This window comes from Devosia sp. FJ2-5-3, assembly GCF_029201545.1.
Taxonomy (GTDB): domain Bacteria; phylum Pseudomonadota; class Alphaproteobacteria; order Rhizobiales; family Devosiaceae; genus Devosia.
Genome location: NZ_CP104007.1, coordinates 1,546,009 through 1,571,365, shown reverse-complemented (window position 1 = coordinate 1,571,365; position 25,357 = coordinate 1,546,009). Strand labels below are relative to the sequence as shown.

Sequence of the window (25,357 nt, the reverse complement as noted above, 5' to 3'; positions counted from 1 at the left end):
CCTCCCCTCGCCGGCCTAGCGACCGATGCGTTCAAACCATTCGTCTTCGCTGATGACTTCGACGCCGTGTTCCTGCGCGGTCTTCAGCTTCGACCCCGCACCGGGGCCGGCCACGAGGATATCGGTCTTTGCCGAAACCGATCCGGCAACCTTGGCCCCCAGCCTTTCGGCCATAGCCTTGGCTTCGGATCGTGTCATTTTTTCGAGCGAGCCGGTGAAGACGATGGTCTTGCCGGCCACGACGCTATCGGCGGAAATCGTGACCACATAGGGCTTTGGGTGGACCTCGGCGAGGAGCGCGTCGAGCACCTCGTCATTGCGCTCATTGCCGAAGAAATCGACCAGAGCATCAATGACCGTGCCGCCAATGCCGTCCACGGAGGGGAAGACCGTGGTCGGATCCTCGGCGGCTGCGGTTTCCTTGCCGACCCGCATCAGCTCTTCCATGGTGCCGAAGGTGCGGGCGAGGACGGCGGCGGTCGTCTCGCCGATATGGTGGATGCCGAGCGCGAAAATGAAGCGGTCGAGCTCGGGCTCGCGGCGGGCGTCGATGGCGGCAAAGAGCTTGTCGAGCCCCTGATAATTGCGATCCTCGACGCTGCGGACATTCTTGCGCGTCTTGCCCGAGGCCAGCTCGCGGGCGCGGGCCTGCTCCTCGCGCTTTTCGGCCATGACCCGCTGCACGTCGGCACGCCGATCCTTGAGAGTGAAGATGTCCGCCGCGGTCTTGACGAGGCCGGTGGAAAAGAACAGCTCGATGTTTTCCGCGCCCAGCCCCTCGATATCGAGGGCGCCACGCGAAGCGAAATGCTTGAGACTTTCCACTGCCTGGGCGGGGCAGATGAGTTCGCCGGTGCAGCGGCGGCGGGAATCTTCCTTGCCGGTCTTCTCGTTGATCTCGCGGGTGGCGGGCGAACCGCAGACCGGACAGGAATGGGGCATTTCGTAAGGCACGGCATCGGCCGGGCGCTTTTCGACCAGCACATCGACGATCTGCGGAATGACGTCGCCGGCCCGCTGGATGACGACGCTGTCGCCGATGCGGATGTCCTTGCCCTCGCGAATGGGCAGGCCATTGCTGTCCTTGCCGGCGATGTAGTCCTCGTTATGGAGGGTGACATTGACCACGGTGACGCCGCCGACGCTGACCGGATCGAGCCGGGCGACGGGCGCGAGCGTGCCGGTGCGGCCCACCTGGATATCGATGCCGCGCACCACCGTCGTGGCGCGCTCGGCGGGGAATTTGTGGGCGATGGCCCAGCGGGGCTCGCCGGTGACGAAACCCCAGCGCCGCTGCAGCTCGAGCTGGTCGACCTTGTAGACGACGCCGTCAATGTCGTAGCCGAGCGAGGCGCGCTGCGCCTCGATGGTGCGATAATGAGCGATCAGCTCATCGGCATTGGTGGCGCGGACCATCAGCGGGCTAATCTGGAACCCCCATTCGGCGAATTTCTGCACGGCCTCATATTGGGTGGGCGCCGGCTCCTCGCTGGCAAAGCCCCAGGCATAGGCAAAAAACCGCAGATTGCGGCTGGCAGTGATCGTCGGGTCCTTCTGGCGGAGCGAACCGGCCGCGGTGTTGCGCGGATTGACGTAATCCTGCCCGCCTGCGGCCGCGGAGCGTTCCTTGAGAGCCTGGAACTCGGCATAGGTCATGTAAACCTCGCCGCGGATCTCGATCACCTCGGGCCAGCCCGAGCCGGACAATTTGTGGGGAATATCCTTGATAGTGCGCAGATTGGCGGTGATGTCCTCGCCCACGGCGCCGTCGCCGCGCGTGGCGCCCTGCACGAACACGCCATTCTCATAGCGGAGCGAGGCCGAGAGCCCGTCGATCTTGGGCTCGGCGGTGAAGGCGATGTCGAGATCCTTGTCGCGCTCGAAAAAGCGGCGGCCACGGGCGATGAAATCGACGACGTCCTCATCGGTATAGGCCTTGGCGAGGCTGAGCATGGGCACGGCGTGGCGCACCTTGGCAAAGCCTTCGGCCGGAGCCGCGCCGACGACACCGGTGGGGCTATCGGCGCGCACCAGATCGGGAAACGCTTCCTCGATGGCCTTGTTGCGCTGGCGCAGCGCGTCATATTCGGCGTCGGTGATCTCCGGCGCGTCGTTCTGGTGATAGGCGATGTCGGCAGCAGCGATGGACTTGGCGAGCCCCTCGAGCTCGGCGCGCGCTTCGTCTTCGGTGAGGTCCTCGACAGGTTTTTGGGACAGATCGGACATCAATCACTCTCACTTGGCATCGCACTGCGCGGCCATACTATAGCGGAGTCATGCGCGCGAAAGCGGGCACCTCCATTTCAAATCCTGCATCGCCGACAGGGGTTCCCGCTTTCGCGGGAATGACACGGTGGACGGGTTGAACTCGGGGACGCGTTCCTACCCCACAGCGCTCAGCAATTTCTTGGCAGCAGCCCGGGCTTCCGACGTGATTTCCGCGCCGGCCAACATGCGGGCAACTTCTTCCTGGCGTGCAGGCTTGTCGAGCGGACGGACATGGGTGCGCATGAAGGCGCCCTCATCCACCATCTGCTTTTCGATGAGCAGATGCCGGTTGGCCCGCGCCGCGACCTGCGGCGCATGGGTGACAGTGAGCACCTGCACGGTCTTGGCGAGACGCGCCAGGCGCCGGCCAATCGCGTCGGCAACCGCACCGCCCACACCGGTGTCGATTTCGTCGAAAATCAGCACCGGGGCCGACCCGCGATCGGCCAGCACCACCTTGAGGGCGAGCAGGAACCGGCTGAGTTCGCCGCCCGAGGCGACTTTCAGCAAGGGGCCGGCGGCGGTGCCGGGATTGGTCTGCACGTGGAAGGCGATCTGGTCGAAGCCGGTGGCGGCAACGCGCTCGCTGTCGTGCTGGTGATCGACGATGAAGCGGGCAGCGCCCAGCTTGAGATCGGGCAGTTCGGCCTCGACAGCCTCGCTGAGCGCTTTTGCGGCGCTCGCGCGGGCAGCGGTGAGCGCGCTGGCCACTTCGCGATAGCGGGCCCGGGCTGTCGCTTCCTGTGCCTCGAGGGCCCTGAGGCGGCTCTCCCCGCTTTGCAGCGTATCGAGATCGCCCTGATATTTTTCCAGCACTTCCGCAAGGCCGTCGCAGGTGGTCTGATGCTTGCGGGCGGCAGCGCGCAGCGCGAAGAGCCGCTCCTCGACGGCCTCGAGCTCGCCGGGGTCATAGGCCATCTCGCGCTTGAGGTCTTCCAGCGCCTCATTGGCGGTATCGAGGGCGGCAAGCGTGGTGTCCAGCGCCTCGATGATCGGCTGATAGGGCGAATTCTCGCCATCCGCCTTGCGCAGCATGCGGCGCATCAGGCCAGCCAGCGCCGGTGACGGCGCGCTGGGCCCGTTGAGGATTTCATCGATCTCGACAAGATCGCTCGCGCCTTTTTCGGCCTGCTGCAATTGCTGGCGGCGTGTGGCGAGCTCGTCTTCCTCGCCCGCCTGGGGCTTGAGCTTTCTCAGCTCCTCGACAGTGTGACGGGCGTAATCCTCGGCGGCGAGTGCCTCCTGCACCCGGGCCTGCTGTTCCTTCACCGCCTGCTGGATCTCGGCCAGATCCGCCCAGGCAGCGCGAACGGCTTCGGCCCGCCCGGTCAATTCGCCAAAGGCGTCGAGCGCAGCGCGATGGGTGGCGACGTCGACAAGCGCCCGATCATCATGCTGGCCGTGGATTTCGACGATCTGAGTGCCGATGCGCTGGAGCAGCGAAGCAGAGACCGGCTGGTCGTTGATGAAGGCACGGGTGCGGCCATCGGCAAACTGCACGCGGCGCAGGATAACGTCTTCATCGTCGGGAATGGCATTATCGCGCAGCGCAGCGCGCGCGGGGTGATCGGCGGACAATTGCAACACGGCCACGACCTGGCCGCTATCCTGCCCCTGGCGCACGAGGGATGCGTCGCCCCTTCCCCCCAGCGCCAGCGTCAGGGCGTCGAGCAGGATGGACTTGCCGGCACCAGTTTCACCGGTGAGCACGGTCATGCCGCCATCGAGCGCCAGGTCGAGCTGGTCGATGAGCACGATATTGCGGACCGAAAGCGCGTTCAGCATGAGGGTCTTTCCAGAACCTATCCGGGCCTTGCCTCATAGCATTGGCGCGTAACCATGCGTCTTCGGCAATTCACTTTCGCACAGCTTGCGAACAGTTTGGCATGATACCGAAACAGAACAAAATGGCAACTGGCCACAAATCATTCTGCGTACGCAATCCACCCCCGGAAACTGAGGCCTGCATAAAAGAGGCTGACGCCTCCGAATCCCGCCTCGCGCATCTGGGCCTCCTCCTCGTCGGGCGAGAGGATGGTTAGGCGCGCGGCAATGGCATCGCGCGATTGCTGGAGCTGCGCGGGATCGGTTCCCGGATTGGCATAGGCCACATGCCGGGCGATCCATGTCGAGCGCTCCGGCTCACCCTGGGGGAAGCTGATGTGAGCCAGCACCAGCGGCGCACCGAGCCTGAGCCGGCGCCGGAGCTGGCGCAGCGTCTCGAGCCGCTGTTCGCGGGCGATGAAATGAAAGGTCAGGATCGAAACGGCCGCGTCGAACGGACCATCGGATGCGTCTTCGATATAGCCCTGACGGAGTTCGATGCGCTTCACATGCTCGGCGGCAATGGTCCGGGCGAGCGCCAGCATGTCTGCTGAGGGGTCGACGCCTTCGAAAGTCCAGCCCGGCCGCGCATCGGCGAAGGCCTTCAGCTCCAGCCCACCCCCTGCCCCAAGAGCCAGTAGGCTGGCGTCAGCGGGGACGCGCTCCGAGAGGAGCTGGATAATCATACGATGGAGATCGGCGAAACCGGGCACCTGCCGCGCCGGGCGGGATGCGTAGTCATGAACTGCTGCGCCCTCGAAGAAATTTTGGCTCATCCACCTGTCTCGCATCGATCATGGAACTTGGATCGTTACATAAGCATGATCGCCAGCCGGCAACAGGTCTACGCCCAAAAGAAAAGGGCCCCGAAGGGCCCTTCATATTCGTTTTGTGCGGCGCCTAGCGGCGGAAGCCGGCGAGCCAGCTGCCCGAATTGAGGTTCGGCGCAAGGCCCTGCTTGCCCAGGATTTCGAAGGCGCGCTTGTACCAGTCGCTGGCCGGGTAATTGTGGCCCAGCACGGCGGCAGAGGACATGGCTTCATTGGTGAGGCCAAGCAGCAGGTAAGTCTCGGTCAGGCGATAGAGCGCTTCCTCGATATGGGTCGAGGTCTGCCACTTCTCGACCACTTCGCGGAAGCGGTTGACGGCGGCGCTATACTGGCCGTTGCCCAGATAATAGCGGCCGACCGACATTTCCTTGCCGGCAAGCTGGTCATAGGCGACGAGCAGCTTTTCCTTGGCATCCGCAGCATATTCGGACTTGGGATAGTTGGAGACCAGCAGATTATAGGTGTCGATCGCGTCGCGCGACAGCTGCTGATCGCGCGTGATGTCCTTGATCTGGCCGAAATAGGACGTACCCTTGAGATAGAGCACGTAGGGAACGTCCTTGCTGCTCGGATAGATCGCAAGGAAACGGTCGGCGGCGAGGATGGCCTGGTCGAACTTGCCGATGCGATAATGGGCATAGACCTGCATCAGCTTGCTCTTTTCCGTCATCGGATCGCGCGGATGCTGGCGCTCGAGCTGTTCAAGCTTCTTGATGGCGGTCTGGTAGTATTGACGATCCATGTCGTCGAGCGCGCCCTGATAGAGCGTGGCCGCCGGGATAACCGGCTCCTCCTTGATCTTGGGGGGACCGAACAGGCCCCCGCCCGAACAGGCGGCAAGAATAGCGGCCATGAGGCCGACGGCAGCGAGCCGAGTTGCACGGCTGGAAATCTGGCTTACGACGTCGAGCTTCACAAACTGCCCCGTTCTTCAAACAACCGCAATTGGTTGCGGCGTAGTTAGCAAATGGATCAAAACTGTGGCGCGGCTGCCGGTGTGCACCGGATCAGCGCACTGACCGCAAATAAGGACGAACGCCAAGCTCTTCCGGCAGATCGTCATATGCGCCAATTTCCAGCGGAAGATCCTCCGCATTGACTATCTCATAATTGGCTTCGCTCGAAAAGAGACCGGCCAAGACATGTGCGTTGAGCGCATGCCCACCCTTGTAGGAGCGGAAACGCCCCCAGATCGGCAGGCCGCCAAGCGAAAGGTCGCCAATGGCATCGAGCAGCTTGTGGCGGACGAATTCGTCTTCGAAGCGCAGGCCACCGGGATTGAGGATGCGGTCCTCGTCCACGGTGATCGAATTGTCGAGGCTGGAGCCGAGTGCATAGCCGGCCTGGCGGAGGATCTTGGCGTCGCGGGCAAAGCCGAACGTGCGCGCCCGGGACACATCTTCGAGATAACGCCGTGGCGTCCAATCGAAAATCATGCGCTGGCGGCCGATGACACGGGAATCAAAATCGATCTCGAGGTCGAAGGCGCGACCATTATAGGGTTCGAGAGCGGCAAAGGCATCGTTGTTGCGCACGGTGACGGCGCGGATGACCTTGAGAAACTTGCGCTGCGGAGGCTGTACCTCGAGGCCGGCCTCGATGATCGCCTTCGAAAACGGATAGGCGCTGCCGTCGAGAATCGGGCACTCGGGCCCATCAAGGGTAATGAGCGCATTGTCGACGCCCATGCCCGAAAGCGCCGAAACCACGTGTTCGACGGTCGCGACGCTGACGCTGTCGCCAAGGTCGAGCGTGGTGCAAAGGGTCGTGCGGCTGACACGCGAAAAATGCACGGCCACAGGCTGGGTAATACGGCCCTCGCCCATGTCGCGACGGATCAGAAACCCGCTATCGGCAGGAGCGGGTCCAATGCTGAGCGTCACCGGTGCACCGGTGTGAACCCCATAGCCCGAAAATGTCACTTCGCCGGCAAGAGTGCGCTGGCGCGTGGATAGTTTGATCATACTCTTCTTACTCCACCCCAGGGCCCTCGGGATCGGCGCAACAGTTAGCGAAAAAAAACTCGGTGCGGAAGCCGCACCGAGTAAGGTTTTACAGAACTCTGTTGCTCAAGCCTTAACCATGCTTGCGCAGGAAGGCCGGAATCTCGAGGTGCTCCTTCTGCGGAGCAGCAGCCGGAGCACGGCCCTGGCTGTCGAGATTTCCACGAGCGCCTTCAGTGGCGGGCGGAACGCGCGAAGCCCTTGCGCCGCCTGCCTCAATGGCACTGCGCGCAGCTGCGTCATCGGAGATCACCGGTGCAGGCTCGCGGCGCGGTTCGACATGGGGCTGGGCCTGGGGCTGACCCAGGTTCAGGCCGACATTGGAAGCAAGACGCTTGAACAGGGCGCGGGCGTTGCGTGGCTCGCCGTCGTGACGATCCTGCGCTTCCTGTGTCTGGCGTGCAACAACCGGCAGCTCTTCCGTGCGCGGCATGCGGCGATATCCATCGGGACGGGCCGCGTGGGAGGGCACGTAGACGCTGGGAATCGGCTGCTCTTCGACCATCGACTCCTCTTCCGGCTCCTGCATGACTTCAGCAGCGGGAACATAGGGCTCGACGATGATGCCATCGTCGTCCTGGTGGGAGGCGGCATAGGACTGCGCGGGACGCTCGACGGCAAAGGCCTCTGCGACGGCAGCTTCAACCTGATGACCGATATCTTCGATTTCCATGACCGGCGCGGCGACCTGGGGCGCAGCGGCGGCACGGGAGGTCTCGACCGGAACGTGACGACGCACGGAAAGCGGCGTGCGCGAAGCATGCGGCTTGGCCGGCTCCATGGCCTGAACCATTGCGGCATCGGTGCCGGTGGCAACGACGGAGACGCGGATCGTGCCGGTAAGATCCGGATCGTAGGTCGCGCCGAGGATGATGTTGCAGTCCACGTCCACTTCTTCGCGGATGCGGCTGGCAGCCTCGTCGACTTCGTAAAGGGTGAGGTCCGGACCGCCGGTGATGGAGATCAGCAGGCCACGTGCACCCTGCATCGACACATCGTCGAGCAGCGGGTTGGCAATGGCGGCCTCGGCAGCGTGGCGGGCACGATCTTCGCCCGATGCTTCGCCGGTACCCATCATCGCCTTGCCCATGCCGCGCATGACGGCACGCACGTCGGCGAAGTCGAGGTTGATCAGGCCTTCCTTGACCATCAGATCGGTGATGCAGGCGACGCCGGAGAACAGCACCTGGTCGGCCATCGCGAAAGCGTCGGCGAAGGTGGTCTTCTCGTTGGCAACGCGGAAGAGGTTCTGGTTCGGAATGACGATCAGCGTATCGACATGGCGATGCAGTTCATCAATGCCGTCATCGGCAAGGCGCGTGCGACGATTGCCTTCGAAGTTGAAGGGCTTGGTGACGACACCAACCGTCAGGATACCCTGCTCGCGCGCCGCCCGGGCCACCACAGGCGCCGCGCCGGTACCGGTACCACCACCCATGCCGCAGGTGATGAACACCATATGCGAACCCGAAAGGTGATCGTTGATTTCGTCCCAGCTTTCTTCGGCAGCCGCGCGACCCACTTCAGGATGCGAACCGGCGCCAAGGCCTTCCGTGACGCCAACGCCAAGCTGAATGATTCGCTGCGCCTTGGAGAGGGCAAGCGCCTGAGCGTCCGTATTGGCGACAACGAAGTCCACGCCATCGAGCCCGGACTCGATCATGTTGTTGACAGCGTTACCGCCACCACCGCCAACACCGAACACGGTGATGCGGGGCTTAAGTTCCTGGATATCGGGGATAGTGAGATTGATGGTCATGGATGGCCCCATAGGTGGCGTGGTTGGTAAAGATTTACCCCCCAATTCGTTAACCAGACCCTAACAATTGTCCCAAAGGCGTTAACTCTTCTGCAGAATGCGAGACGAGACGGTTACGGTTTCACCTCGTGTTAACCGAGACTTAGCCCTTAACGGCGCTTTTCCGGCCAAGCCGTTTGGTAAAAACGTGATCGAGCGGTTACCCGTACGCAGAAAGGGAAGGGCCCCGCCCCCAGCGGCGCAGGACAGTTCATGCCAGATATCCCGGCAATTTCGATTCAAGCCGGCCCGAATGGCCGATGGCTCAAAAGCTCGAGCGCAACCAGTTTCCGACACGGGCGAAATAACCGTCCGTCCCGGTCAGCCGGCGCGTGCCACGCGGCTCGGCATATTCCTGGGCGCAGACCTGCGGATAGATCAACATGCCGGCAACGGTGGAAAACGCGGCACTCTTGGCGATCTCGGGCAGGCCCGCAATGCCCATTGGCCGGCCGTTGCGCACATTGCGCGCCAGCGTCCGGCGCGCGACTTCGGGCAGGCCCGTCAACTCGCTCGCCCCGCCCGTCAGCACGAAGCGCCGGCCACAGACATCCATCATGCCCGTAGCCTGCATGCGGTCGCGAATGGCGGTGAGAATCTCTTCGATGCGCGGGCGCATGATCCGGGTCAGCACCGAACGGGCCACCTGCCCCGGGGCTTCATCGAGGGCCGAGCCGACAGGCTGGATCGGAATCATGTCGCGCTCATCGGCCTGGCCGGGCAGCACCGAGCCATAAAGCGCCTTGAGACGCTCGGCATCGGCCACGCTGACCGAAAGCTGGCGGGCAATGTCGAGGGTGAGGTGATGACCGCCAATGGCGATGGCATCGGCATAGACCAGATGCCCGTCATTGAAGACGGAGACCGTGGTGGTCGCCCCGCCAAAATCGATGCAGGCAACGCCGAGCTGGGCTTCGTCATCGACGAGGCTGGCAAGCCCAGACGCATAGGGCGTGGCGACCAGCGCCTCGATCTGCAGATGACAGCGGTGCAGCACCAGCTCGAGATTGCGCATGGCGAGGGTTTCAGCCGAGATCACGGCGACATCGACGCCGAGCTTTTCGCCGACCATGCCATTTGGATCGCGAATACCCTTCTGACCATCCAGGGCGTAGCCGATCGGTAGCGCATGAATGATGGAGCGCTCGGGACGGACCGAACGCGAATTGACGGCCTTGAGCACGCGGAAAATGTCCGACTTCTCGACTTCCTGGCCATCCAGCGAGACGGCGGCAGAGAAGGTTTCCGAGCCCAGCCGCCCCGCCGTGACATTGACGAGGACGCTTTCGAGCGTCAGCCCGGCCGCGCGTTCGGCCATGCCCACCACGGTGCGGATGGCGTGCTCGGCCTTCTCGATATCGGTGACGACGCCGCTCTTGACCCCGGAGGACGGACCGTAACCAAACCCGATCACTTCGGCCTGGTGCGAGCGCCCCCGCAGGGACTTGCCCTCGGCGCGCGGAACCAGACGCGCAATGACGCAGCAGATCTTGGTCGATCCGATATCCAGCACCGCCACCAGGGTGGTCTTGCCCGGCTGGACGGGGCGGAGCCGCGATGTCATTGCGTCGGTCATCATGATTTGCTGGTGTCTTCGTTTACGGCCGGACGCACCGCAACCACGCTCTCCACGCGGAGGTCGATGACAGTGATATCGCGGTCGAGCAATTGGTACTGGGCCTGGTAATTGGTCAGTTTGCGCAGGGCCTGGGCGACGCCCTGCTCGGGCAGCTGAATACGCAGCCCGGTGTCGTAGATCATGTCCCAGCGACGGTCCGCGATGCGCGACAGCGCGATCAGATTGTTCCGCAACTCAGGGAAATTATCGAGCGCACGGATCATCACCAGCGCGTCGTCCGCCGCGCCATCGCCGATCACCAGCGGCAGGTCGCCATAGGCGCCGCCATCCTCGCCGATCTGCTCGCCCTGCCCGTCGATGACGAAGGTGATACCATCGACGCGCCAGCGGGCGACCGGCACCTTCTCGGTGATCACGACCTCGACGTCCCCGGGATAGGTCTTGCGAACATTGGCGGTAGCGATGGCCGGAAGCAGGGCAAGGCGCTGCCGTGCCGCCTCGACGTCGAAGGCCAGCGTCGACATATCGGGCTGAATGCCGAGCGCGTCGAAGATCGCCTGTTCGGAGGTCAGGGTCTGGCCGCTGATGGAAATTTCGCCGATGGCGAGGCCGGCTTCGGCGAAGCCCCCTTGGGCAACCACGCCGGCAGCGGCCAGCAGATTGCCGATTGGCTCACGGATCTGGAAAATTCCGGCGGCGGCAGCGATGGCAAGGCCGATCATGGCCCCGCGGCGCATGGCCCCGCCATGAAGGACCCGCAGACGCGTCAACCCGCTGGTCACCCGCGCCAGGCGCGAGCGGCGAACGTGCACAGGCAGTGCGCGCGGGTCGATCGGCCGCGCTCCAGCGAGAAAGACCTCGCTCTTTACCTGTTGCAACTCGCGTCCTCCACCATCCAGGAGACCAGCTCTTCGAAACTATGGCCCACATGCGCGGCCTGCTCGGGGGCCAGCGAAGTCGGCGTCATGCCCGGCTGGGTATTGATCTCCAGACAGACAAGCTCGCCATCTTCACCCGCCGCGTCATTGTAGCGGAAGTCCGTCCGCGTAATGCCACGGCAGCCGAGAGCCGCATGGGCAGCAAGGCTAAGCTTTTGCACTTTGTCGTAAATTTTGGGTTTAATATCTGCCGGCAGGATGTGACGTGATCCACCCTCGGCGTATTTCGCCTCGTAATTGTAGAAATGAAGATCGGTGACGATCTCGGTCACGGGCAGTGCCACATCGCCCATGACCGCACAGGTCAATTCCCGGCCCGGAATATAGCGCTCGACCATCAGCTCTTCGCCGCCCTTCCAGTCGTCCCCGAGGATCTCCTGGGGCGGATGGGCCTGGTCGGCCTTGACGATGAGGACGCCGAAGCTCGAGCCATCGGCAATGGGCTTGACGACATAGGGCGGCGCCATGACATGGGCGCGGCCCACGTCCGAACGCGAGGCGATCACGTGGTCGGTGACCGGGATACCGGCCGCCTTGAGCATGATCTTGGCCTGATGCTTGTCCATGGCGAGGGCCGAAGCGAGCACACCCGAATGGGTATAGGGAATGCGCAGGAACTCCAGCACGCCCTGGATGGTGCCATCCTCGCCGAAGGGCCCGTGCAACGCGTTGAATGCGACATCGGGCGCGATCTCGCGTAGGCGCTCGGCGACGTCATAGCCCACATCGAGCTCGGTGACGCGATAGCCGGCGCGACGCAGCGCTTCGGCGCAGCCCTTGCCGGTGCTGAGGGAAACGGGGCGCTCATTGGACAGCCCACCCATGAGGACGGCGACGTGCTTGCTCATAATGTGGCTCCGTGGCGTTCGAGTATGAGGCTTACCCCCACCCGACCTCCCCCTGAGAGTGGGAGGAGTTGGTTCTGTGGGTTCGCTGGAATCGCGTCACAAACTGGATGCGGCCTCTCCCCCTGGCAGGGGGAGGCTGGGTGGGGGCGGAAGCTCATTCCACGTCCTTGCCCATCAGCGCGCCGAGTTCGCCCGGCAGCGCAGCGGCCCATTGGGTGATATTGCCGGCGCCGAGGCAGACGACATAATCGCCATCCTCGACCCGACCGGCGATCAACTTGGCCAGCGCAGCGGGGTCGTCGAGCACGCGCGCATCGCGATGGCCGCGGGCGCGGATGCGGTTGACCAGCTCGTCATGGGTGACACCGGGGATCGGCGTCTCCCCGGCGGCGTAGATCGGGGCGACGATGACCGTATCGGCATCGTTGAAGCAGGCGGCGAAGTCGTCGAAGAGATCCTTGACGCGCGAGAAGCGGTGCGGCTGCACCACGGCCACGACATCGCGCCGCGTCGATTGCCGCGCCGCCGTAAGGGCCGCTGCGATTTCGACGGGGTGATGGCCATAATCGTCGATCACGGTAACGCCACCGACGGTGCCGGTGCGGGTGAAGCGGCGCTTGACGCCGGTAAAGCCCTTGAGCCCCCGGCGGATCGCTTCGGCCGGCACATGCAGCTGATCGGCGACGGCGATGGCCGCCGTGGCGTTGAGCGCATTGTGAACGCCGGGCATGGGCAGTTCCAGCCCATCGATGCGCAGCTGGGTCTGGCGGATACGGTCACGGATCTCGACGGCGAAATGCTGGACGCCGCCATGGTTCTCGAGATCGACGAGGCGAACATCGGCCTGCGGGTTCTGGCCATAGGTGATGACCCGGCGGTCGCGCACTTCGCCCACCAGCGCCTGCACATGGGGGTGGTCGAGGCACATGACGGCAAAGCCATAGAAAGGCACGTTCTCGACGAACTGGTGGAAGGCCTTCTTGACCCCTTCGAAATCGCCATAATGGTCGAGATGCTCGGGGTCGATATTGGTGACGACAGCGACGTCGGCGGGCAGTTTTACAAATGTGCCGTCGCTTTCGTCTGCCTCGACGACCATCCACTCCCCGGCGCCCAGGCGAGCATTGGTGCCATAGGCATTGATGATGCCGCCATTGATGACGGTCGGGTCGAGATTGCCGGCGTCGAGCAGCGTCGCCACCAGCGTCGTGGTCGTGGTCTTGCCATGGGTGCCGCCAATGGCGATGGCGGTCTTGAAGCGCATGATCTCGGCGAGCATTTCGGCCCGGCGCACGATCGGCAGATTTTTCGCGCGGGCCGCGACGAGTTCGGGATTGTCCTTCTTGATGGCGGAGGACACGACCACGACCTCGGCCTGGCCGAGATTATCGCCGCTCTGGCCGATTTCGACCCTGATGCCCATGTCGCGCAGGCGCTGGACATTGGGATTGGCCGAGGCGTCGGAGCCCTGAACGATGTAGCCTTGGTTGTGCAGGATCTCGGCAATGCCGCTCATGCCGATGCCGCCGATGCCGATGAAGTGGACCGGGCCGATATTGCGGGGCATTTTCATGATGTGGGGTCCATTTCGTTCGTACCTTTGCCGGCAAGGCTTTCCGCCAGATCGGCCAGCTTCTCGACCCCTCCGGGCTGTCCCAGGGCGCGTGCGGCTGCAGCAGCCCGGATCAGTTGGGCGGGGTCGGCTAACAATTGTGTGATGCGAGTGGCAAGCGATTGCGGTGACAGTGTGGCCTGCTCGGCGACCCAACCGCCCCCACCTTGCTCCAGGAACTGTGCATTGTACTTCTGGTCCGAATCCAGCGCGCCGGGCAGCGGGATCAGGATGGCCGGGCGCCCAATGACGCAAAGCTCGTTCACGGTGGATGCGCCGGCGCGCCCGATCACCAGATGCGCATCGGCGATCCGCTCGGGCAGATCGGTGATGAACGAGGCCAGTTCCACATTAGTGCGCGACTTCCGATAGCTCTCCGCCACCCGGTCGATGTCTTCAGGCCGCGCCTGCTGCAGGATCTGGAGACGCTGCCGCAAGGCATCGGGCAAAAGCGCGATGGCCTCGGGCACGAGGTCGGAAAGGACACGCGCGCCCTGGCTGCCACCGGTAATGACGAGGCGAATCTGGCTCTTCTCGTCGAGGCCCGGATAGGGCTTGCCGATGACACCCCGCACCCTGTCGCGCACCGGATTGCCGGTGAGGATTTTCTCCAACCCCTGGTCGTCGGCATATCGCGTCTGCGCAAAGCTCAGCGCCAGCACATCGGCAAAGCGAGCCAGCGCCCGATTGGCCCGGCCCATGACGGCGTTCTGCTCGTGCAGGATGCCGGGAATGGACAGAAGACTGGCCGCAAGAAACGGCGGAAACGTCGGATAGCCACCAAAACCCACGACCGCGTCGGGGCGGACATTGCGCAGGATGCCAAAGGCGGTGACGATGCCACCCGCAATCTTGAACGCTGCGCCGGCGAACTGGATCGGGTTCTTCCCCGATGGGGTCGCCGAGGGAATGATGTGGATGCGCCGGGCGGGAAATTCCACGCCATAGCCATCCACCCGATGATCGGTCATCAGTTCCACGACATGGCCGCGACGGATCAATTCCTGGGCCAGCGCCATGGCGGGAAACAGATGCCCGCCCGTGCCACCGGCCATGAGTACAAAGGTTTTCATTCGGCGGGGGCTACCACGGCACTACGATAAGAGGGAAGTCCGGTGGCCATGCGCTCTTCCGGCTTGGTTCGGGTGAGAGCCAGCATCAGCCCCATGCCGAAGGCGACGGCCAGCATGGACGTGCCGCCATAGGACACGAAGGGCAGCGTCATGCCCTTGGGCGGGATCAGATTGAGGTTCACCGCGAGATTGATGCCCGATTGCATGGCCAATTGGATGGCGATGGTCGAGGCCGCCAGGCGCGCGAAGAGGCTCGTCTGGCGCTGGGCGGAAACCATGGCCCGCAGCACGATGAAAGCGATCAGCCCCACAAGGGCAAGGCAAAAGAGAATGCCGTACTCTCCCGCAGCGGCCGAGAACACATAGTCGGCGTGCGCGTCGGGAATAAGCTTTTTGGCGATGGACTCGCCCGGGCCACGGCCCAGCCAACCGCCTTCGAGCAGGGACTGCAGCGCGCGGTCGATCTGATAGGTGTTACCGCCGCCATCCGGATTGAGGAAGGTATCGATACGGCGCGCCACGTGCGGGAAGAAAAGATAGGCCCCGACAAGCAATGCCCCTGCCGCCCCGCCCAGGCCGACGATGATCCACCAGGAAATCCCCGACAGGAACAGCAGCACCGCCCAGGTCGCGACGACCAGGGCCGACTGCCCGATATCGGGCTGCAGGAGCAGGCCGCCGACGATCAGGCCCATGACCAGGGTTGCGAGGATCCGTCCCGGCACGTCGCGGTGGATCATGTATTCCGCCATCAGCCAGGCCCCGATCACCGCGAAGGCCGGCTTGACGAACTCGGAGGGCTGGATCGATTGTCCGGCAAAGGAAATCCACCGGCGCGCGCCCTTGACCTCGGCGCCGAAGCGCAGCGTGGCCCAAAGCAGCACTGTCATGACGATCAGAGTGCCCAGCGCCGCGAACCGCGCCTGACGGTGGTTGAGGAGCGACGTCACCAGCATGACCGGCAGGGCCAGAAGGCAGAACATGGCGTGACGGATGACGAAGTGCCACTGGCCGAGGCCGATACGCTCCGCCACCGGGGGACTGGCGGCAAAGCTGAGCACCATGCCTGCGGTCAGCAGGAGAATGAGGGCTCCAAGAAGTTCGCGGTCTATGGACCACCACCACTCAGCGAGCGGTGTTTTTTCAGCTCTGGAAAACATCATGGGCTTGGGCCGGCTACTCGATACAAACTGCATCGAATTGTAGCCGGCGATGGTTACCGATTTGGTAAGGGATTTCGCGTTTTGCGAAAGGCGCTGGCGATTAGCGCAGTTTGAGGCTTGAAAGACCGATCAGCGCCAGTACGAAGGAGATGATCCAGAACCGGATCACCACCTGGCTCTCCGTCCAGCCCAAAGCCTCGAAATGGTGGTGTATCGGGGCCATTCGGAACACCCGCTTGCCGGTCAGCCGGAAGGAGGTGACCTGCACGATCACCGATACGGTTTCGAGCACGAAGAGGCCGCCAATGATCGCCAACACGATTTCGTGTTTGGTCGCCACGGCGATAGTGCCGAGCGCACCACCGAGTGCGAGCGAGCCGGTATCGCCCATGAAGATCTGGGCCGGCGGGGCGTTGAACCAGAGGAAACCGAGACCCGCCCCGATCAACGCACCGCAGACCACGGCCAGTTCGGCCGTACCGGGCACCGAGTTGAGCAGCAGATAATCGGCATAGTTTTGCGAGCCGACGAGATAGGCGATGAGCCCAAAGCAGGCAGCCGCGACCATCACCGGAACGATGGCCAGACCATCGAGACCGTCGGTGAGGTTCACCGAATTACCCGCCGCCACCACGACGAACCCGCCGAAGAGAATGTAGAAATAGCCGAGATTGACGGCGAGATCTTTTACGAACGGGAATTGCAGCGAGGTGCCATAGGCGCCGGTGGTCAACTGCGAGATGGCAAAGGCCGCGATTGCGCCGATCAGCGCCTCGAGCAGCAGCCGCTGTTTCGAGCCGAACCCCTTGTGGCTCATGCGCTTGACCTTGAGATAGTCATCGTAAAAGCCGATGGCGCCGAAGCCGATGGTGACAAACAGCACCACCCAGACATAGCCATTGGTGAGGTTGGACCAGAGGAGCGTCGAAATCACCGCGCCCGAGAGGATCATCAGCCCGCCCATGGTGGGCGTGCCCTTCTTGGTCAGCAGGTGCCCCTGGGGACCATCCTCGCGGATCGGCTGGCCCCTGCCCTGTTTGAGACGCAGCATGGCGATCATGCCCGGACCAAACAGGAAGACGAAGAACAGCGCCGTGATCACCGCCCCGGCTGTGCGGAAGGTGATGTAGCGGAAGACGTTGAATGCAGCGAGCGAGTCACCCAACTGGCCGAGAAAATAGAGCATGCTCTCTGGTATCCTGGTTGGGCGGCTTCAGCGCTTTTCGAACGTTTGGCGAATGGAGGCGACGAGCCGTCCGAGCCCGATGCCATTCGATCCTTTGATCATAACTGCATCTCCATAGGCAAGCGCGTCCCTTACGACCGGTTCGGCATCCGCGACACTTGTGAAATGTCCGGTCACCGTCCCCGGGGGCAATGCGCTGGCCAATGCGGCCATATTGGGGCCGACGAGATAAACGAGGTCGGGCCTGCTTGCCAGAACCGCATCGGCCAGGCCGGCGTGATGGGCTGCGCTTTCGGCGCCCAGTTCCAGCATATCGCCGAGAACGATCGCCCTTTGCCCGCCGGCCGCTTCGAGCGAGGAGAAGACCTCGAGCGCCGCCCGCATCGAGGCGGTGTTGGCATTGTAGCTTTCGTCGACGAGGATAAGCGGCCGATCCTCCGGTCCCAGGGCAAGGCGCTGGCCGCGTCCGGGCTGCGCCCCGAAACCGGCAAGGGCGCGCAGGATCACCTCCGCTTCGATACCCGCCAGATGGCCGACGACGAAGGCCGCAGTGGCATTGGACAGCATGTGTCGGCCGGGCACACTCAGCGCCAGCGAATAGCGATCATCGCCATTCACCACCTGGGCAAAACTCTTGCCGGCCGCAATTTGCGGATCGATGATCTGCCAGTCGACGCCGCGGGCAAAGCCATAGGTCACCACCCGAGCTACCCCGGCCGCCGCCGCGGCTTCGAGCAGAATGCCGATCTGTGGATTGTCCGCATTGATAACCGCGGTGCCGCCTGGCTCAAGCCCCTCGAATATTTCCGCTTTCGCCCGGGCGATGGCCTCGAGGCTGCCCAGCTTTTCGAGATGGGCGGGGGCAATATTGGTGATCACCGCGATATGGGGACGGACCAATTGGCTGAGCGGACGGATTTCGTCCGGGGCGTTCATGCCCATTTCGAAAATGCCGAACTGGGCGCTCTCGGGCATGCGCGCGAGCATAAGCGGCACGCCCCAGTGATTGTTGAAGCTCTTTATCGAGGCGTGCGTCGCGCCTGCCGCCGAAAGCACGTGGTTGAGGGCTTCCTTGGTGGTGGTCTTGCCGACGCTTCCCGTGACCCCGACGATGAGGGCGCGACTGCGTTCGCGGGCGGCGCGGGCAAGATCGCGAAGACCGCCCAGCGCGTCTGCGACCACGATCCGCCCCGCTCCCCCGCCCCGATGGACGAGCGCGGCCACGGCGCCATTGGACAGTGCCGTCTCGACGAAATCATGGCCATCGAAGCGATCGCCCTTGATCGCCACGAACAGGGCATTGGGGCCAATCTCGCGACTGTCGATGCTGATGCTGTCGATCTTGCCGTCGGCGATATCGGTGCCCCGGCCGCCTGTGGCGGCGAGAATTTCATCGAGTGTATAGAGGGGTCTGGTCATCTTATCTGTCCGAACGGAGCCATGTTCCTTGCCTGTAGCCGGATCAGGAATTGGCCGGCACCCCCGTTCCGGCCAACCCTGCAATGCGTGAATGGGCAGGCCTTGCCTGTTGCGCTAGCCCTTGATCGCCTGCGCAACTTCCTCGTGGTCGGAGAAGTGGTGCTTGGTCGTGCCGATGATCTGATAGGTCTCGTGTCCCTTGCCGGCCACCAGGAGCACATCGCCGGGCTTGAGGGATTTGACGGCCTCCTGGATGGCCTTCCTGCGATCGGCGATTTCCTTTGCGCCCTTTGCGCCGGCGAGCACTTCAGCCCGGATGGCTGCAGCATCTTCGGTGCGCGGATTGTCGTCGGTGACAATGACGACATCGGCAAGTTCGCTGGCAATCTCGCCCATTTGAGGGCGCTTGCCCTTGTCGCGGTCGCCCCCGCAACCGAACACCACGCGCAGCTTGCCCTTCACATAGGGCCGCAGGGTGTGGAGCGCCGTGCGCAGGGCTTCCGGCTTATGCGAGTAGTCCACGAAAATGGCCGCGCCATTGTGCTCGGCGACCAGCTCGAGGCGTCCGCGTGCGCCGACCAGCGATGGCAGCGCGGCGAAGGCATCGGCCTTGTCGACGCCCGACGACATGGCGAGCGCAGCGGCGACCAGCGCGTTGGACACCTGGAATTCGCCGGGGATGTGCAGGTGGAAATCGACGAGTTCGCCGATATGGCGGATCTGCACCCGCTGGCCATAGGCCTCGGGCTCGATCGAGATGATTTCGATATAGGCGCCTTCCCGGCCCACCGTGAGCAGGGTGGCATTGGCCGACAGCGCCGCAAACATGAACGGCATGTGCTCGGGATCATCGACATTGACGATCGCCGCCCCGCCATCGACCAGCAGGTCCGTGAACAGCCGCAATTTGGCGTCGCGGTATTCATCCATATTGGCGTGGTAATCGAGATGGTCGCGGCTGAGATTTGTAAAGGCGACAGCCTCGAAATGCATGCCGTCGAGGCGATGCTGGTCGAGACCATGGCTTGAGGCCTCGAGCGCGACGTGATCCACACCCTGGGCCTTGAGGGCCCGCATGGCCTGGTGCAGCGTGCGCGAATCCGGGGTGGTCAGCGCGCCCTCGATGAGCCGTGTCTTGGTCTCGACACCCAGCGTGCCGACGCTGGCGCCGGGTATGCCGGCGAAGTCCCAGATCTGGCGCACGAAGGAAGCAACCGAGGTCTTGCCATTGGTGCCGGTGACCGCGACGGCGATCTCGGGCTGCGGCTCGAACACGCGGGAGGCAGCGCGGGCATAGGCGGCGCGCACATCCTGCACGACGATGACGGGTACGCCGGGATCTCCCGGCGGGGCTTTGTCGGTTACGATGGCCAGCGCGCCGCGCTGCACCGCATCGGGCACGAAGTCATTGCCGTGGACCTTCTTGCCGGGCAATGCGAAGAAAATGTCGCCCGGCTCGATCCGACGGCTGTCCGAGTTGAGCCCGAAGACGGTGCCCAGACCCTTTTTGGGGCGGGCGCCCGAACCTTCGAGCAATTGCGATACGCTAAGAGACACGGCGACAAATCCTTCGGGATCGATCTATCTGAGTACGGACGGGACGAGTTGTTGATCCAGCACTTCACTGAAGTCAGGAGCGACGCCAAGCATTGGTGCAACGCGCTGGATGATCCGGCCGGTAACCTGCCCGGCATTCCATCCTGCGGTCGTGCCTGACTGCGGATTTTCGGCCTTGGGCTCATCGACGAGGATGACCATGGCATAGCGCGGATTGTCGAGCGGGAAGGCCGAGGCGAAGAAGTTCGTCACCTTGCTCGAGGAATAGCGGCCATCGACCACCTTTTCCGCGGTGCCGGTTTTTCCGCCGACGCGATAGCCGAGGGCAAGCTTGTTCATCTGCGAGCCGGAGCCGCCCGGCTCGATGGCGTTGATCCGCATGAGATACCGCATCAATTCACTGGTCTGGGGCTGCACCACGCGTGTGTAATGCTGCTCGGCCTCGGCAATATCACGCTTATAGAGCGTTGGTGGAACATAATTGCCCCCATTCACGAAAGCCGAATAGGCCGTAACCATGTGCAGGGGCGAGACGGACAGGCCATGCCCGAACGACGCGGTGGCCGCGCCGACCTCGGAAAATTCCTTCGGCACTGTCGGCAGGCGCATCTCGGGCAGTTCGAACTGGACGCGGGCGTCAAAGCCCATCCGGTTGAGGAAGGCCCGGAAATTCTCCTTGCCCAGCGCCTGCATGACGCGGATCGTGCCGATATTGGAGGAATATTTGTAGACCTCCGGCAGCGACAGAATGCGGTATTTGCCGTGGAAATCGCTGATGGTGAAGCGACCGAAGCGGACCCCGTATCGCGCATCGAACGTGTCGGTAATCCGCACAGCCCCCGCGTCGAGCGCGCCGGCGATGGTCACGGTCTTGAAGATCGAGCCCGGCTCGAAAATGCCGGCGGTGATCCGGTTGAATGTGTCCTTGACGAGGGCGCTGGCCGGTTCGTTGGGATTGAAATCGGGGAGCGAAGCCAGGGCGATGACTTCGCCGGTGTAGATGTCGAGCATGATGCCGGCAGCGGCGATGGCCTGGTAGCGTTCCATGGCGTCGGTCAGCTGGTCGTGCATGACGTGCTGGACGCGCATGTCGACGCTGAGCTCGACCGGTGTCAGCGCATTGCCGCGCGCGAGGCCAAGTTCCTGCAGCAGGGCGATGGATTCGCTGTCCATGTGCCGCTCGATGCCGGCAATCCCCTGATTGTCCACATTGGTGGATCCGAGAATGTGCGCCGCTTCATTCATGGCCGGGTAGAAGCGCTTCGACTCGGTGATGAAATCCACCCCCGGCAGTCCCAGGCGCATCACCTGTTCCTGGATCGCCGGTGTCAGTTCGCGCTTGATCCAGACAAAGCCACGATCGCCCGTCAGCCGGTTGCGCAGCCATTTCTCGTCGATATCGGGCAGGACGGTGCGCAGCTTTTGCACGGCTTCCTCGACATCGACGATGCGGCGCGGCTCTGCATAGAGCGAGGGCACACGGATATCGACGGCCATCTCGAGCCCGTTTCGATCCAGAATCGGCGGCCGGCTCGCCGTGATCACGTCGCGCGCCTGGCCTTCGATGCGCTGGTCGGTCTCAACGAAACCGAGCTGGATCAGCCGGCCGCCGACGAGGGAAAAGCCGATGACCAGCGCCAGGATCATCCAGCGAATGCGGGCCTGGGTCAGGTTGCCACGAGCCTTGCGGCCACCATCGAGCGAAATGGTTGGTGCGAAATCATCGCCGAGAACGGCCATCACTCAATCCCTTCCAGCTCAAGGATGGCATCGATCGGATCGATGCCATTGTCGATGGCCTCGAACAGGGCATCCATGGCCGCGCTGTCGGGCTTGGCCGGGCGCATCGGCAAGGCGTCGAAGGCGCCGAACTGCTCCTGCTTGACCTGTTCGATCGCCAGTTCCGCCTGATGGCGACGCACGATGGGTTCGATATAGGCCGGCTGGTTCAGCACGGCCCAGTCGGCCTGAAGCAGGGAAAGCTGCCCCTCCTGCTCGGAAATGAAGGCCTGCAGGGCAGAGCGTTCGGACGCCGTGCCCTCGATGGAGAACTTCAACATATAGACGCCGATGAGCATCAGAATGCTTGTCAGGATGAGGAAGACGTTGATGCGACGGATCAATTGCGCCCCCGGAAATTGGGGACGCCCAGACCATCAAGCCGCACTTCACGCGCCGCGGCCGAGGTGCGCGTCCCGCACCGCAAAACCGATGATCGCGCCCGCGGATTGCGCGCCAGCTCGGCAGCGCCCGGTTTTATCGCCTTGGAAACCGGATCCCAGCGCCGCGCCTCGGACGCCACCTGCGGCAGATGCCGCGACTGTGCCGGCCCGGCCTTGTCGGGATCGAAGTAGCGCTTGACGATGCGGTCTTCGAGAGAGTGGAAACTGACGACCGCCAGTCGCCCACCCTCGGCCAGAAGGCGCTCTGCCGCAAACAGACCCTCGACCAATTGCTCGAGTTCGCCATTGACCGCGATCCGCAGTGCCTGGAACGAGCGCGTTGCCGGATGCGCGTCGCCGGGTTTGCGGCCGATCGCCTTTTCGATGATCTTTGCCAGCTGCAGCGTCGTTTCGATGGGCGCCTCGGCCCGCGCGGAAACGATGAACTGGGCGATACGGCGCGACTTGCGCTCTTCCCCGAACGCAAACAGCAGATTGGCGAGGTCGTCCTGTTCGAGGGTGTTGACCAGATCGGCCGCGCTCTCGCCGGACTGGCTCATGCGCATGTCGAGCGGGCCGTCGCGCATGAAGGAAAAGCCGCGCCCGGCTTCATCCAGCTGCATCGAACTCACCCCGATGTCGAGGACCACGCCGTTGATCGGCGCATAAGGACCCGCCAAGGCGTCCAATTGTGAAAATGTGCCCGGAAGGAAGGTGAAGCGCTCAGGGAAGTCCTGCTTGAGCTTTTCGGCATGCGGGAGGACGGAGGGATCGCGATCGATCGCAATCACTTCCGCGCCCGCTTCCAGCAGCGCACGCGAATATCCCCCGGCCCCGAACGTGCCATCGACCACGCGGCTGCCGGCCAGCGGCGCGAGGGCCGCCACGACCTCTTCGAGCAGCACCGGCACATGCGGACCGCCTGACGCTTCTATTTCGGGCAGGATACGCTTGCCCATGTCGGCCAGAACTCCACTCGCGACCACTCGGCCGTTAAAACACTGGCCGCGACAATCGCATGGTGACGATTAAGATTTTGTTTCCCATTCCTGTTTCAACCAAGATCCAGTCCTGCAAAGAAATTCGACCGCGATTGGGGCCGGCATATTGCTCTGCACCCGCATTCACGCCATGAAAGTGCGACGCCAACGGAATAGATAATGCCCATAACCAGCAAATCTTTCGTCAGAACGACCGCCCTTATGCTTCTCGTCGGATTGCTGGCCTTGCTTGGCATCGTCGGCACCAATGTGTGGCTGGTGGAGCGGTCTCAGGGTTACTTCGACGAAGTGACCGAGGCCCGTGCCCTTCGCCGTTCCGTGATCGACCTCCGCGCCATGCTGCAGGACATCGAGACCAGCCAGCGCGGCTATATCATCACGCTCGAACCCGCATATCTCGAGCCTTATGAGAACGCTTTGCCGCGCGTCGCCGGCGGGCTTGAAAGGCTGAAGGCTCAATTGGCGCCCTACCCGGCCGCTAACGAAGCGCTCGCCGAACTGGAGCAGAACATCGGCTTCAAGCTGCGAGAAATGTCGGAGACAATCGAGCTGGCGCGCCAGGGCCGTGTCGAGGAGGCCGTCGCGCAGGTCCGCACTGATCGCGGCAAGGCTGCCATGGACGGCGCCCGTGCTTTTTTCGAGACCTTCCTCAGCGACATCGACGACCAGCTCACCATCGGCGTGAACAACCAGCGCGGCACCACCAATGCCCTGCGATGGGTATCCATAGGCGGCGGCGCCATCATCCTCATCGTCGTCCTGGGCGCCATATGGACCGTCTTGCGCTACACGCAGGAACTCAACCAGGCCCGGCGTGAAGTGGAAGATGCCAATTCCGGCCTCGAAGAACGGGTGCGCGAGCGCACTTCGGACCTGGGCAAGGCCAATGAAGAAATCCAGCGCTTCGCCTATATCGTCACCCACGATCTCCGCGCCCCGCTGGTCAACATCATGGGCTTCACCAGCGAGATGGAAACCAGCGTCGACACGCTGCGGACCTATATGGAAGGCAAGCCGGCCGAGGACAATCCAGCCTTCGACGAAGCAAGGATCGCCGCCACCGAGGACCTGCCCGAAGCCATTACCTTCATTCGTGCCGCAACGCGAAAGATGGACGGGCTCATCAATGCCATCCTCAAGATTTCGCGCGAGGGACGGCGCCAGCTCAAGCCCGATGCGCTCGATCTCGAAGAGCTGGTCAACAATTCCCTGGCCGCCGTGCACCACCAGATTGCCGACAAGTCCGGCGAGACCTCGACCGATCTGCGGGCCAGCAAGCTGGTGAGCGACAAGCTCTCGCTCGAACAGATCCTCGGCAATCTGCTCGACAACGCCATCAAGTACCAGCAGCCGGACCGCCCCCTCAAGCTCACCGTCCGCTCGCGCCACCTGCCGGGCAACCGCGTACTCGTCGACGTCCAGGATAATGGCAGGGGCATTGCCGAAACCGACCATGAGCGTGTATTCGAGCTGTTCCGGCGTTCCGGGGCGCAGAGCCAGCCTGGCGAAGGCATCGGCCTGGCCCATGTGCGCACCATGGTCCGCAGCCTCGGCGGCGACATTACCTTGACCTCGCAACTCGGCGAGGGCACGACATTTCATATCAACTTGCCGCGTGACGTGCGGTCCTACCTAGGAAAAATCGACCGATGAACGACGCGCGCCCCGTAACAATCATCATGATCGAAGACGATGAGGGCCATGCGCGCCTGATCGAGAAGAACATCCGCCGCGCCGGCGTCGCCAATGAGATCGTGCCGTTTGCCAACGGCACCGATGCCATTGCTTATCTCCTCGGCCCGGATGGCACTGGCCTCGTCAACAAGGGCCGGCAATTGCTGGTGCTGCTCGACCTCAACCTGCCCGACATGACCGGCATCGACATTCTCGAAAAGGTGAAGGGCAACGAGCACACGCGCCGCTCCCCGGTCGTGGTGCTGACGACCACGGATGATCAGCGCGAAATTCAGCGCTGCTACGATCTGGGCGCCAATGTCTACATCACCAAGCCGGTCGACTATGACGGCTTTGCCAATGCCATCAAGCAGCTCGGACTGTTCTTTTCGGTCATGCAGATCCCAGAGGCCGATTGATCG

General features: G+C 63.3%; 20 protein-coding genes. 2 read left to right on the top strand and 18 right to left on the bottom strand.

All coding sequences use genetic code 11. The annotated features are described in order from the left end of the window. Positions 1 to 15 precede the first annotated feature (15 nt). The 18 genes from ligA to rsmH form a co-directional block, all read right to left on the bottom strand. Positions 16 to 2,226, bottom strand: a complete 2,211-nt coding sequence (gene ligA, locus N0P34_RS07510) for an NAD-dependent DNA ligase LigA (protein WP_275606395.1) — start codon at positions 2,224 to 2,226, stop codon at positions 16 to 18. Between the two features lie 156 nt (positions 2,227 to 2,382). Next, positions 2,383 to 4,053, bottom strand: a complete 1,671-nt coding sequence (gene recN, locus N0P34_RS07505) for a DNA repair protein RecN (RefSeq protein WP_275606394.1) — start codon at positions 4,051 to 4,053, stop codon at positions 2,383 to 2,385. Between the two features lie 140 nt (positions 4,054 to 4,193). Further along, the gene (locus N0P34_RS07500) at positions 4,194 to 4,868 is read right to left on the bottom strand and encodes a class I SAM-dependent methyltransferase (RefSeq protein WP_275606393.1); all 675 of its coding nucleotides are present in this window, start codon (positions 4,866 to 4,868) and stop codon (positions 4,194 to 4,196) included. Between the two features lie 124 nt (positions 4,869 to 4,992). Further along, the gene (locus N0P34_RS07495) at positions 4,993 to 5,838 is read right to left on the bottom strand and encodes an outer membrane protein assembly factor BamD (protein ID WP_275606392.1); all 846 of its coding nucleotides are present in this window, start codon (positions 5,836 to 5,838) and stop codon (positions 4,993 to 4,995) included. A gap of 91 nt (positions 5,839 to 5,929) precedes the next feature. Beyond that, a complete protein-coding gene (lpxC, locus tag N0P34_RS07490; RefSeq protein ID WP_275606391.1) occupies positions 5,930 to 6,886 on the bottom strand; it encodes a UDP-3-O-acyl-N-acetylglucosamine deacetylase in 957 nt (318 codons plus the stop codon). Between the two features lie 112 nt (positions 6,887 to 6,998). After that, entirely contained in the window at positions 6,999 to 8,684 is a 1,686-nt protein-coding gene (gene ftsZ / locus N0P34_RS07485; protein WP_275606390.1) for a cell division protein FtsZ, read from the bottom strand. A 304-nt stretch (positions 8,685 to 8,988) separates the two neighbouring features. Beyond that, positions 8,989 to 10,302 carry a cell division protein FtsA gene (gene ftsA, locus N0P34_RS07480; RefSeq protein ID WP_275606389.1) on the bottom strand — a complete coding sequence of 438 codons (1,314 nt, stop codon included), beginning with the start codon at positions 10,300 to 10,302 and terminating at the stop codon, positions 8,989 to 8,991. Then, a complete protein-coding gene (locus N0P34_RS07475; RefSeq protein ID WP_275606388.1) occupies positions 10,299 to 11,180 on the bottom strand; it encodes a cell division protein FtsQ/DivIB in 882 nt (293 codons plus the stop codon). The genes ftsA and N0P34_RS07475 overlap by 4 nt, the downstream gene beginning before the upstream one ends. Continuing rightward, positions 11,168 to 12,091, bottom strand: a complete 924-nt coding sequence (locus tag N0P34_RS07470) for a D-alanine--D-alanine ligase (RefSeq protein WP_275606941.1) — start codon at positions 12,089 to 12,091, stop codon at positions 11,168 to 11,170. Before N0P34_RS07470 ends, N0P34_RS07475 begins: the two co-directional genes overlap by 13 nt. Positions 12,092 to 12,242: 151 nt before the next feature. Continuing rightward, positions 12,243 to 13,661 carry a UDP-N-acetylmuramate--L-alanine ligase gene (gene murC, locus N0P34_RS07465; RefSeq protein WP_275606387.1) on the bottom strand — a complete coding sequence of 473 codons (1,419 nt, stop codon included), beginning with the start codon at positions 13,659 to 13,661 and terminating at the stop codon, positions 12,243 to 12,245. Next, positions 13,658 to 14,773 carry an undecaprenyldiphospho-muramoylpentapeptide beta-N-acetylglucosaminyltransferase gene (murG, locus tag N0P34_RS07460; protein WP_275606386.1) on the bottom strand — a complete coding sequence of 372 codons (1,116 nt, stop codon included), beginning with the start codon at positions 14,771 to 14,773 and terminating at the stop codon, positions 13,658 to 13,660. The genes murC and murG overlap by 4 nt, the downstream gene beginning before the upstream one ends. Continuing rightward, positions 14,770 to 15,933, bottom strand: coding sequence for a putative peptidoglycan glycosyltransferase FtsW (locus N0P34_RS07455; protein ID WP_275606940.1), 1,164 nt, complete (start codon positions 15,931 to 15,933; stop codon positions 14,770 to 14,772). The genes murG and N0P34_RS07455 overlap by 4 nt, the downstream gene beginning before the upstream one ends. 103 nt (positions 15,934 to 16,036) lie before the next feature. Continuing rightward, positions 16,037 to 17,122 (bottom strand): phospho-N-acetylmuramoyl-pentapeptide-transferase, encoded by a 1,086-nt coding sequence (mraY, locus tag N0P34_RS07450; RefSeq protein WP_275606385.1) that lies wholly within the window; start codon positions 17,120 to 17,122, stop codon positions 16,037 to 16,039. Between the two features lie 27 nt (positions 17,123 to 17,149). Continuing rightward, positions 17,150 to 18,541, bottom strand: a complete 1,392-nt coding sequence (murF, locus tag N0P34_RS07445; RefSeq protein WP_275606384.1) for a UDP-N-acetylmuramoyl-tripeptide--D-alanyl-D-alanine ligase — start codon at positions 18,539 to 18,541, stop codon at positions 17,150 to 17,152. Positions 18,542 to 18,655: 114 nt separating this feature from the next. Beyond that, positions 18,656 to 20,098 (bottom strand): UDP-N-acetylmuramoyl-L-alanyl-D-glutamate--2,6-diaminopimelate ligase, encoded by a 1,443-nt coding sequence (locus N0P34_RS07440; protein ID WP_275606383.1) that lies wholly within the window; start codon positions 20,096 to 20,098, stop codon positions 18,656 to 18,658. Positions 20,099 to 20,122: 24 nt separating this feature from the next. Next, the gene (locus N0P34_RS07435) at positions 20,123 to 21,838 is read right to left on the bottom strand and encodes a penicillin-binding protein 2 (protein WP_275606382.1); all 1,716 of its coding nucleotides are present in this window, start codon (positions 21,836 to 21,838) and stop codon (positions 20,123 to 20,125) included. Further along, positions 21,838 to 22,221, bottom strand: a complete 384-nt coding sequence (locus N0P34_RS07430) for a hypothetical protein (RefSeq protein WP_275606381.1) — start codon at positions 22,219 to 22,221, stop codon at positions 21,838 to 21,840. The genes N0P34_RS07435 and N0P34_RS07430 overlap by 1 nt, the downstream gene beginning before the upstream one ends. Then, positions 22,218 to 23,219, bottom strand: coding sequence for a 16S rRNA (cytosine(1402)-N(4))-methyltransferase RsmH (gene rsmH / locus N0P34_RS07425; protein ID WP_275606380.1), 1,002 nt, complete (start codon positions 23,217 to 23,219; stop codon positions 22,218 to 22,220). Before rsmH ends, N0P34_RS07430 begins: the two co-directional genes overlap by 4 nt. 201 nt (positions 23,220 to 23,420) lie before the next feature. Between rsmH and N0P34_RS07420 the strand changes: the two genes are divergently transcribed. Both N0P34_RS07420 and N0P34_RS07415 read left to right on the top strand, forming a co-directional pair. Beyond that, on the top strand, positions 23,421 to 24,914 hold the full coding sequence (locus N0P34_RS07420) for a CHASE3 domain-containing protein (protein ID WP_275606379.1): 1,494 nt from the start codon (positions 23,421 to 23,423) through the stop codon (positions 24,912 to 24,914). Continuing rightward, complete coding sequence (locus N0P34_RS07415) at positions 24,911 to 25,354, top strand: response regulator (protein WP_275606378.1); 444 nt, start codon at positions 24,911 to 24,913, stop codon at positions 25,352 to 25,354. Before N0P34_RS07420 ends, N0P34_RS07415 begins: the two co-directional genes overlap by 4 nt. Positions 25,355 to 25,357 lie beyond the last annotated feature (3 nt).

What these genes read in the sequence shown, in the direction of transcription:
- rsmH (WP_275606380.1), bottom strand. Translation starts at nt 23,219, where the DNA reads ATGGGCAAGCGTATCCTGCCCGAAATAGAAGCGTCAGGCGGTCCGCAT.
- N0P34_RS07415 (WP_275606378.1), top strand. Translation starts at nt 24,911, where the DNA reads ATGAACGACGCGCGCCCCGTAACAATCATCATGATCGAAGACGATGAG.
- N0P34_RS07455 (WP_275606940.1), bottom strand. Translation starts at nt 15,933, where the DNA reads ATGTTTTCCAGAGCTGAAAAAACACCGCTCGCTGAGTGGTGGTGGTCC.
- N0P34_RS07500 (WP_275606393.1), bottom strand. Translation starts at nt 4,868, where the DNA reads ATGAGCCAAAATTTCTTCGAGGGCGCAGCAGTTCATGACTACGCATCC.
- recN (WP_275606394.1), bottom strand. Translation starts at nt 4,053, where the DNA reads ATGCTGAACGCGCTTTCGGTCCGCAATATCGTGCTCATCGACCAGCTC.
- ftsA (WP_275606389.1), bottom strand. Translation starts at nt 10,302, where the DNA reads ATGATGACCGACGCAATGACATCGCGGCTCCGCCCCGTCCAGCCGGGC.
- mraY (WP_275606385.1), bottom strand. Translation starts at nt 17,122, where the DNA reads ATGCTCTATTTTCTCGGCCAGTTGGGTGACTCGCTCGCTGCATTCAAC.
- murG (WP_275606386.1), bottom strand. Translation starts at nt 14,773, where the DNA reads ATGAAAACCTTTGTACTCATGGCCGGTGGCACGGGCGGGCATCTGTTT.
- murF (WP_275606384.1), bottom strand. Translation starts at nt 18,541, where the DNA reads ATGACCAGACCCCTCTATACACTCGATGAAATTCTCGCCGCCACAGGC.
- murC (WP_275606387.1), bottom strand. Translation starts at nt 13,661, where the DNA reads ATGAAAATGCCCCGCAATATCGGCCCGGTCCACTTCATCGGCATCGGC.
- ftsZ (WP_275606390.1), bottom strand. Translation starts at nt 8,684, where the DNA reads ATGACCATCAATCTCACTATCCCCGATATCCAGGAACTTAAGCCCCGC.
- lpxC (WP_275606391.1), bottom strand. Translation starts at nt 6,886, where the DNA reads ATGATCAAACTATCCACGCGCCAGCGCACTCTTGCCGGCGAAGTGACA.
- ligA (WP_275606395.1), bottom strand. Translation starts at nt 2,226, where the DNA reads ATGTCCGATCTGTCCCAAAAACCTGTCGAGGACCTCACCGAAGACGAA.
- N0P34_RS07435 (WP_275606382.1), bottom strand. Translation starts at nt 21,838, where the DNA reads ATGGCCGTTCTCGGCGATGATTTCGCACCAACCATTTCGCTCGATGGT.
- N0P34_RS07420 (WP_275606379.1), top strand. Translation starts at nt 23,421, where the DNA reads ATGCCCATAACCAGCAAATCTTTCGTCAGAACGACCGCCCTTATGCTT.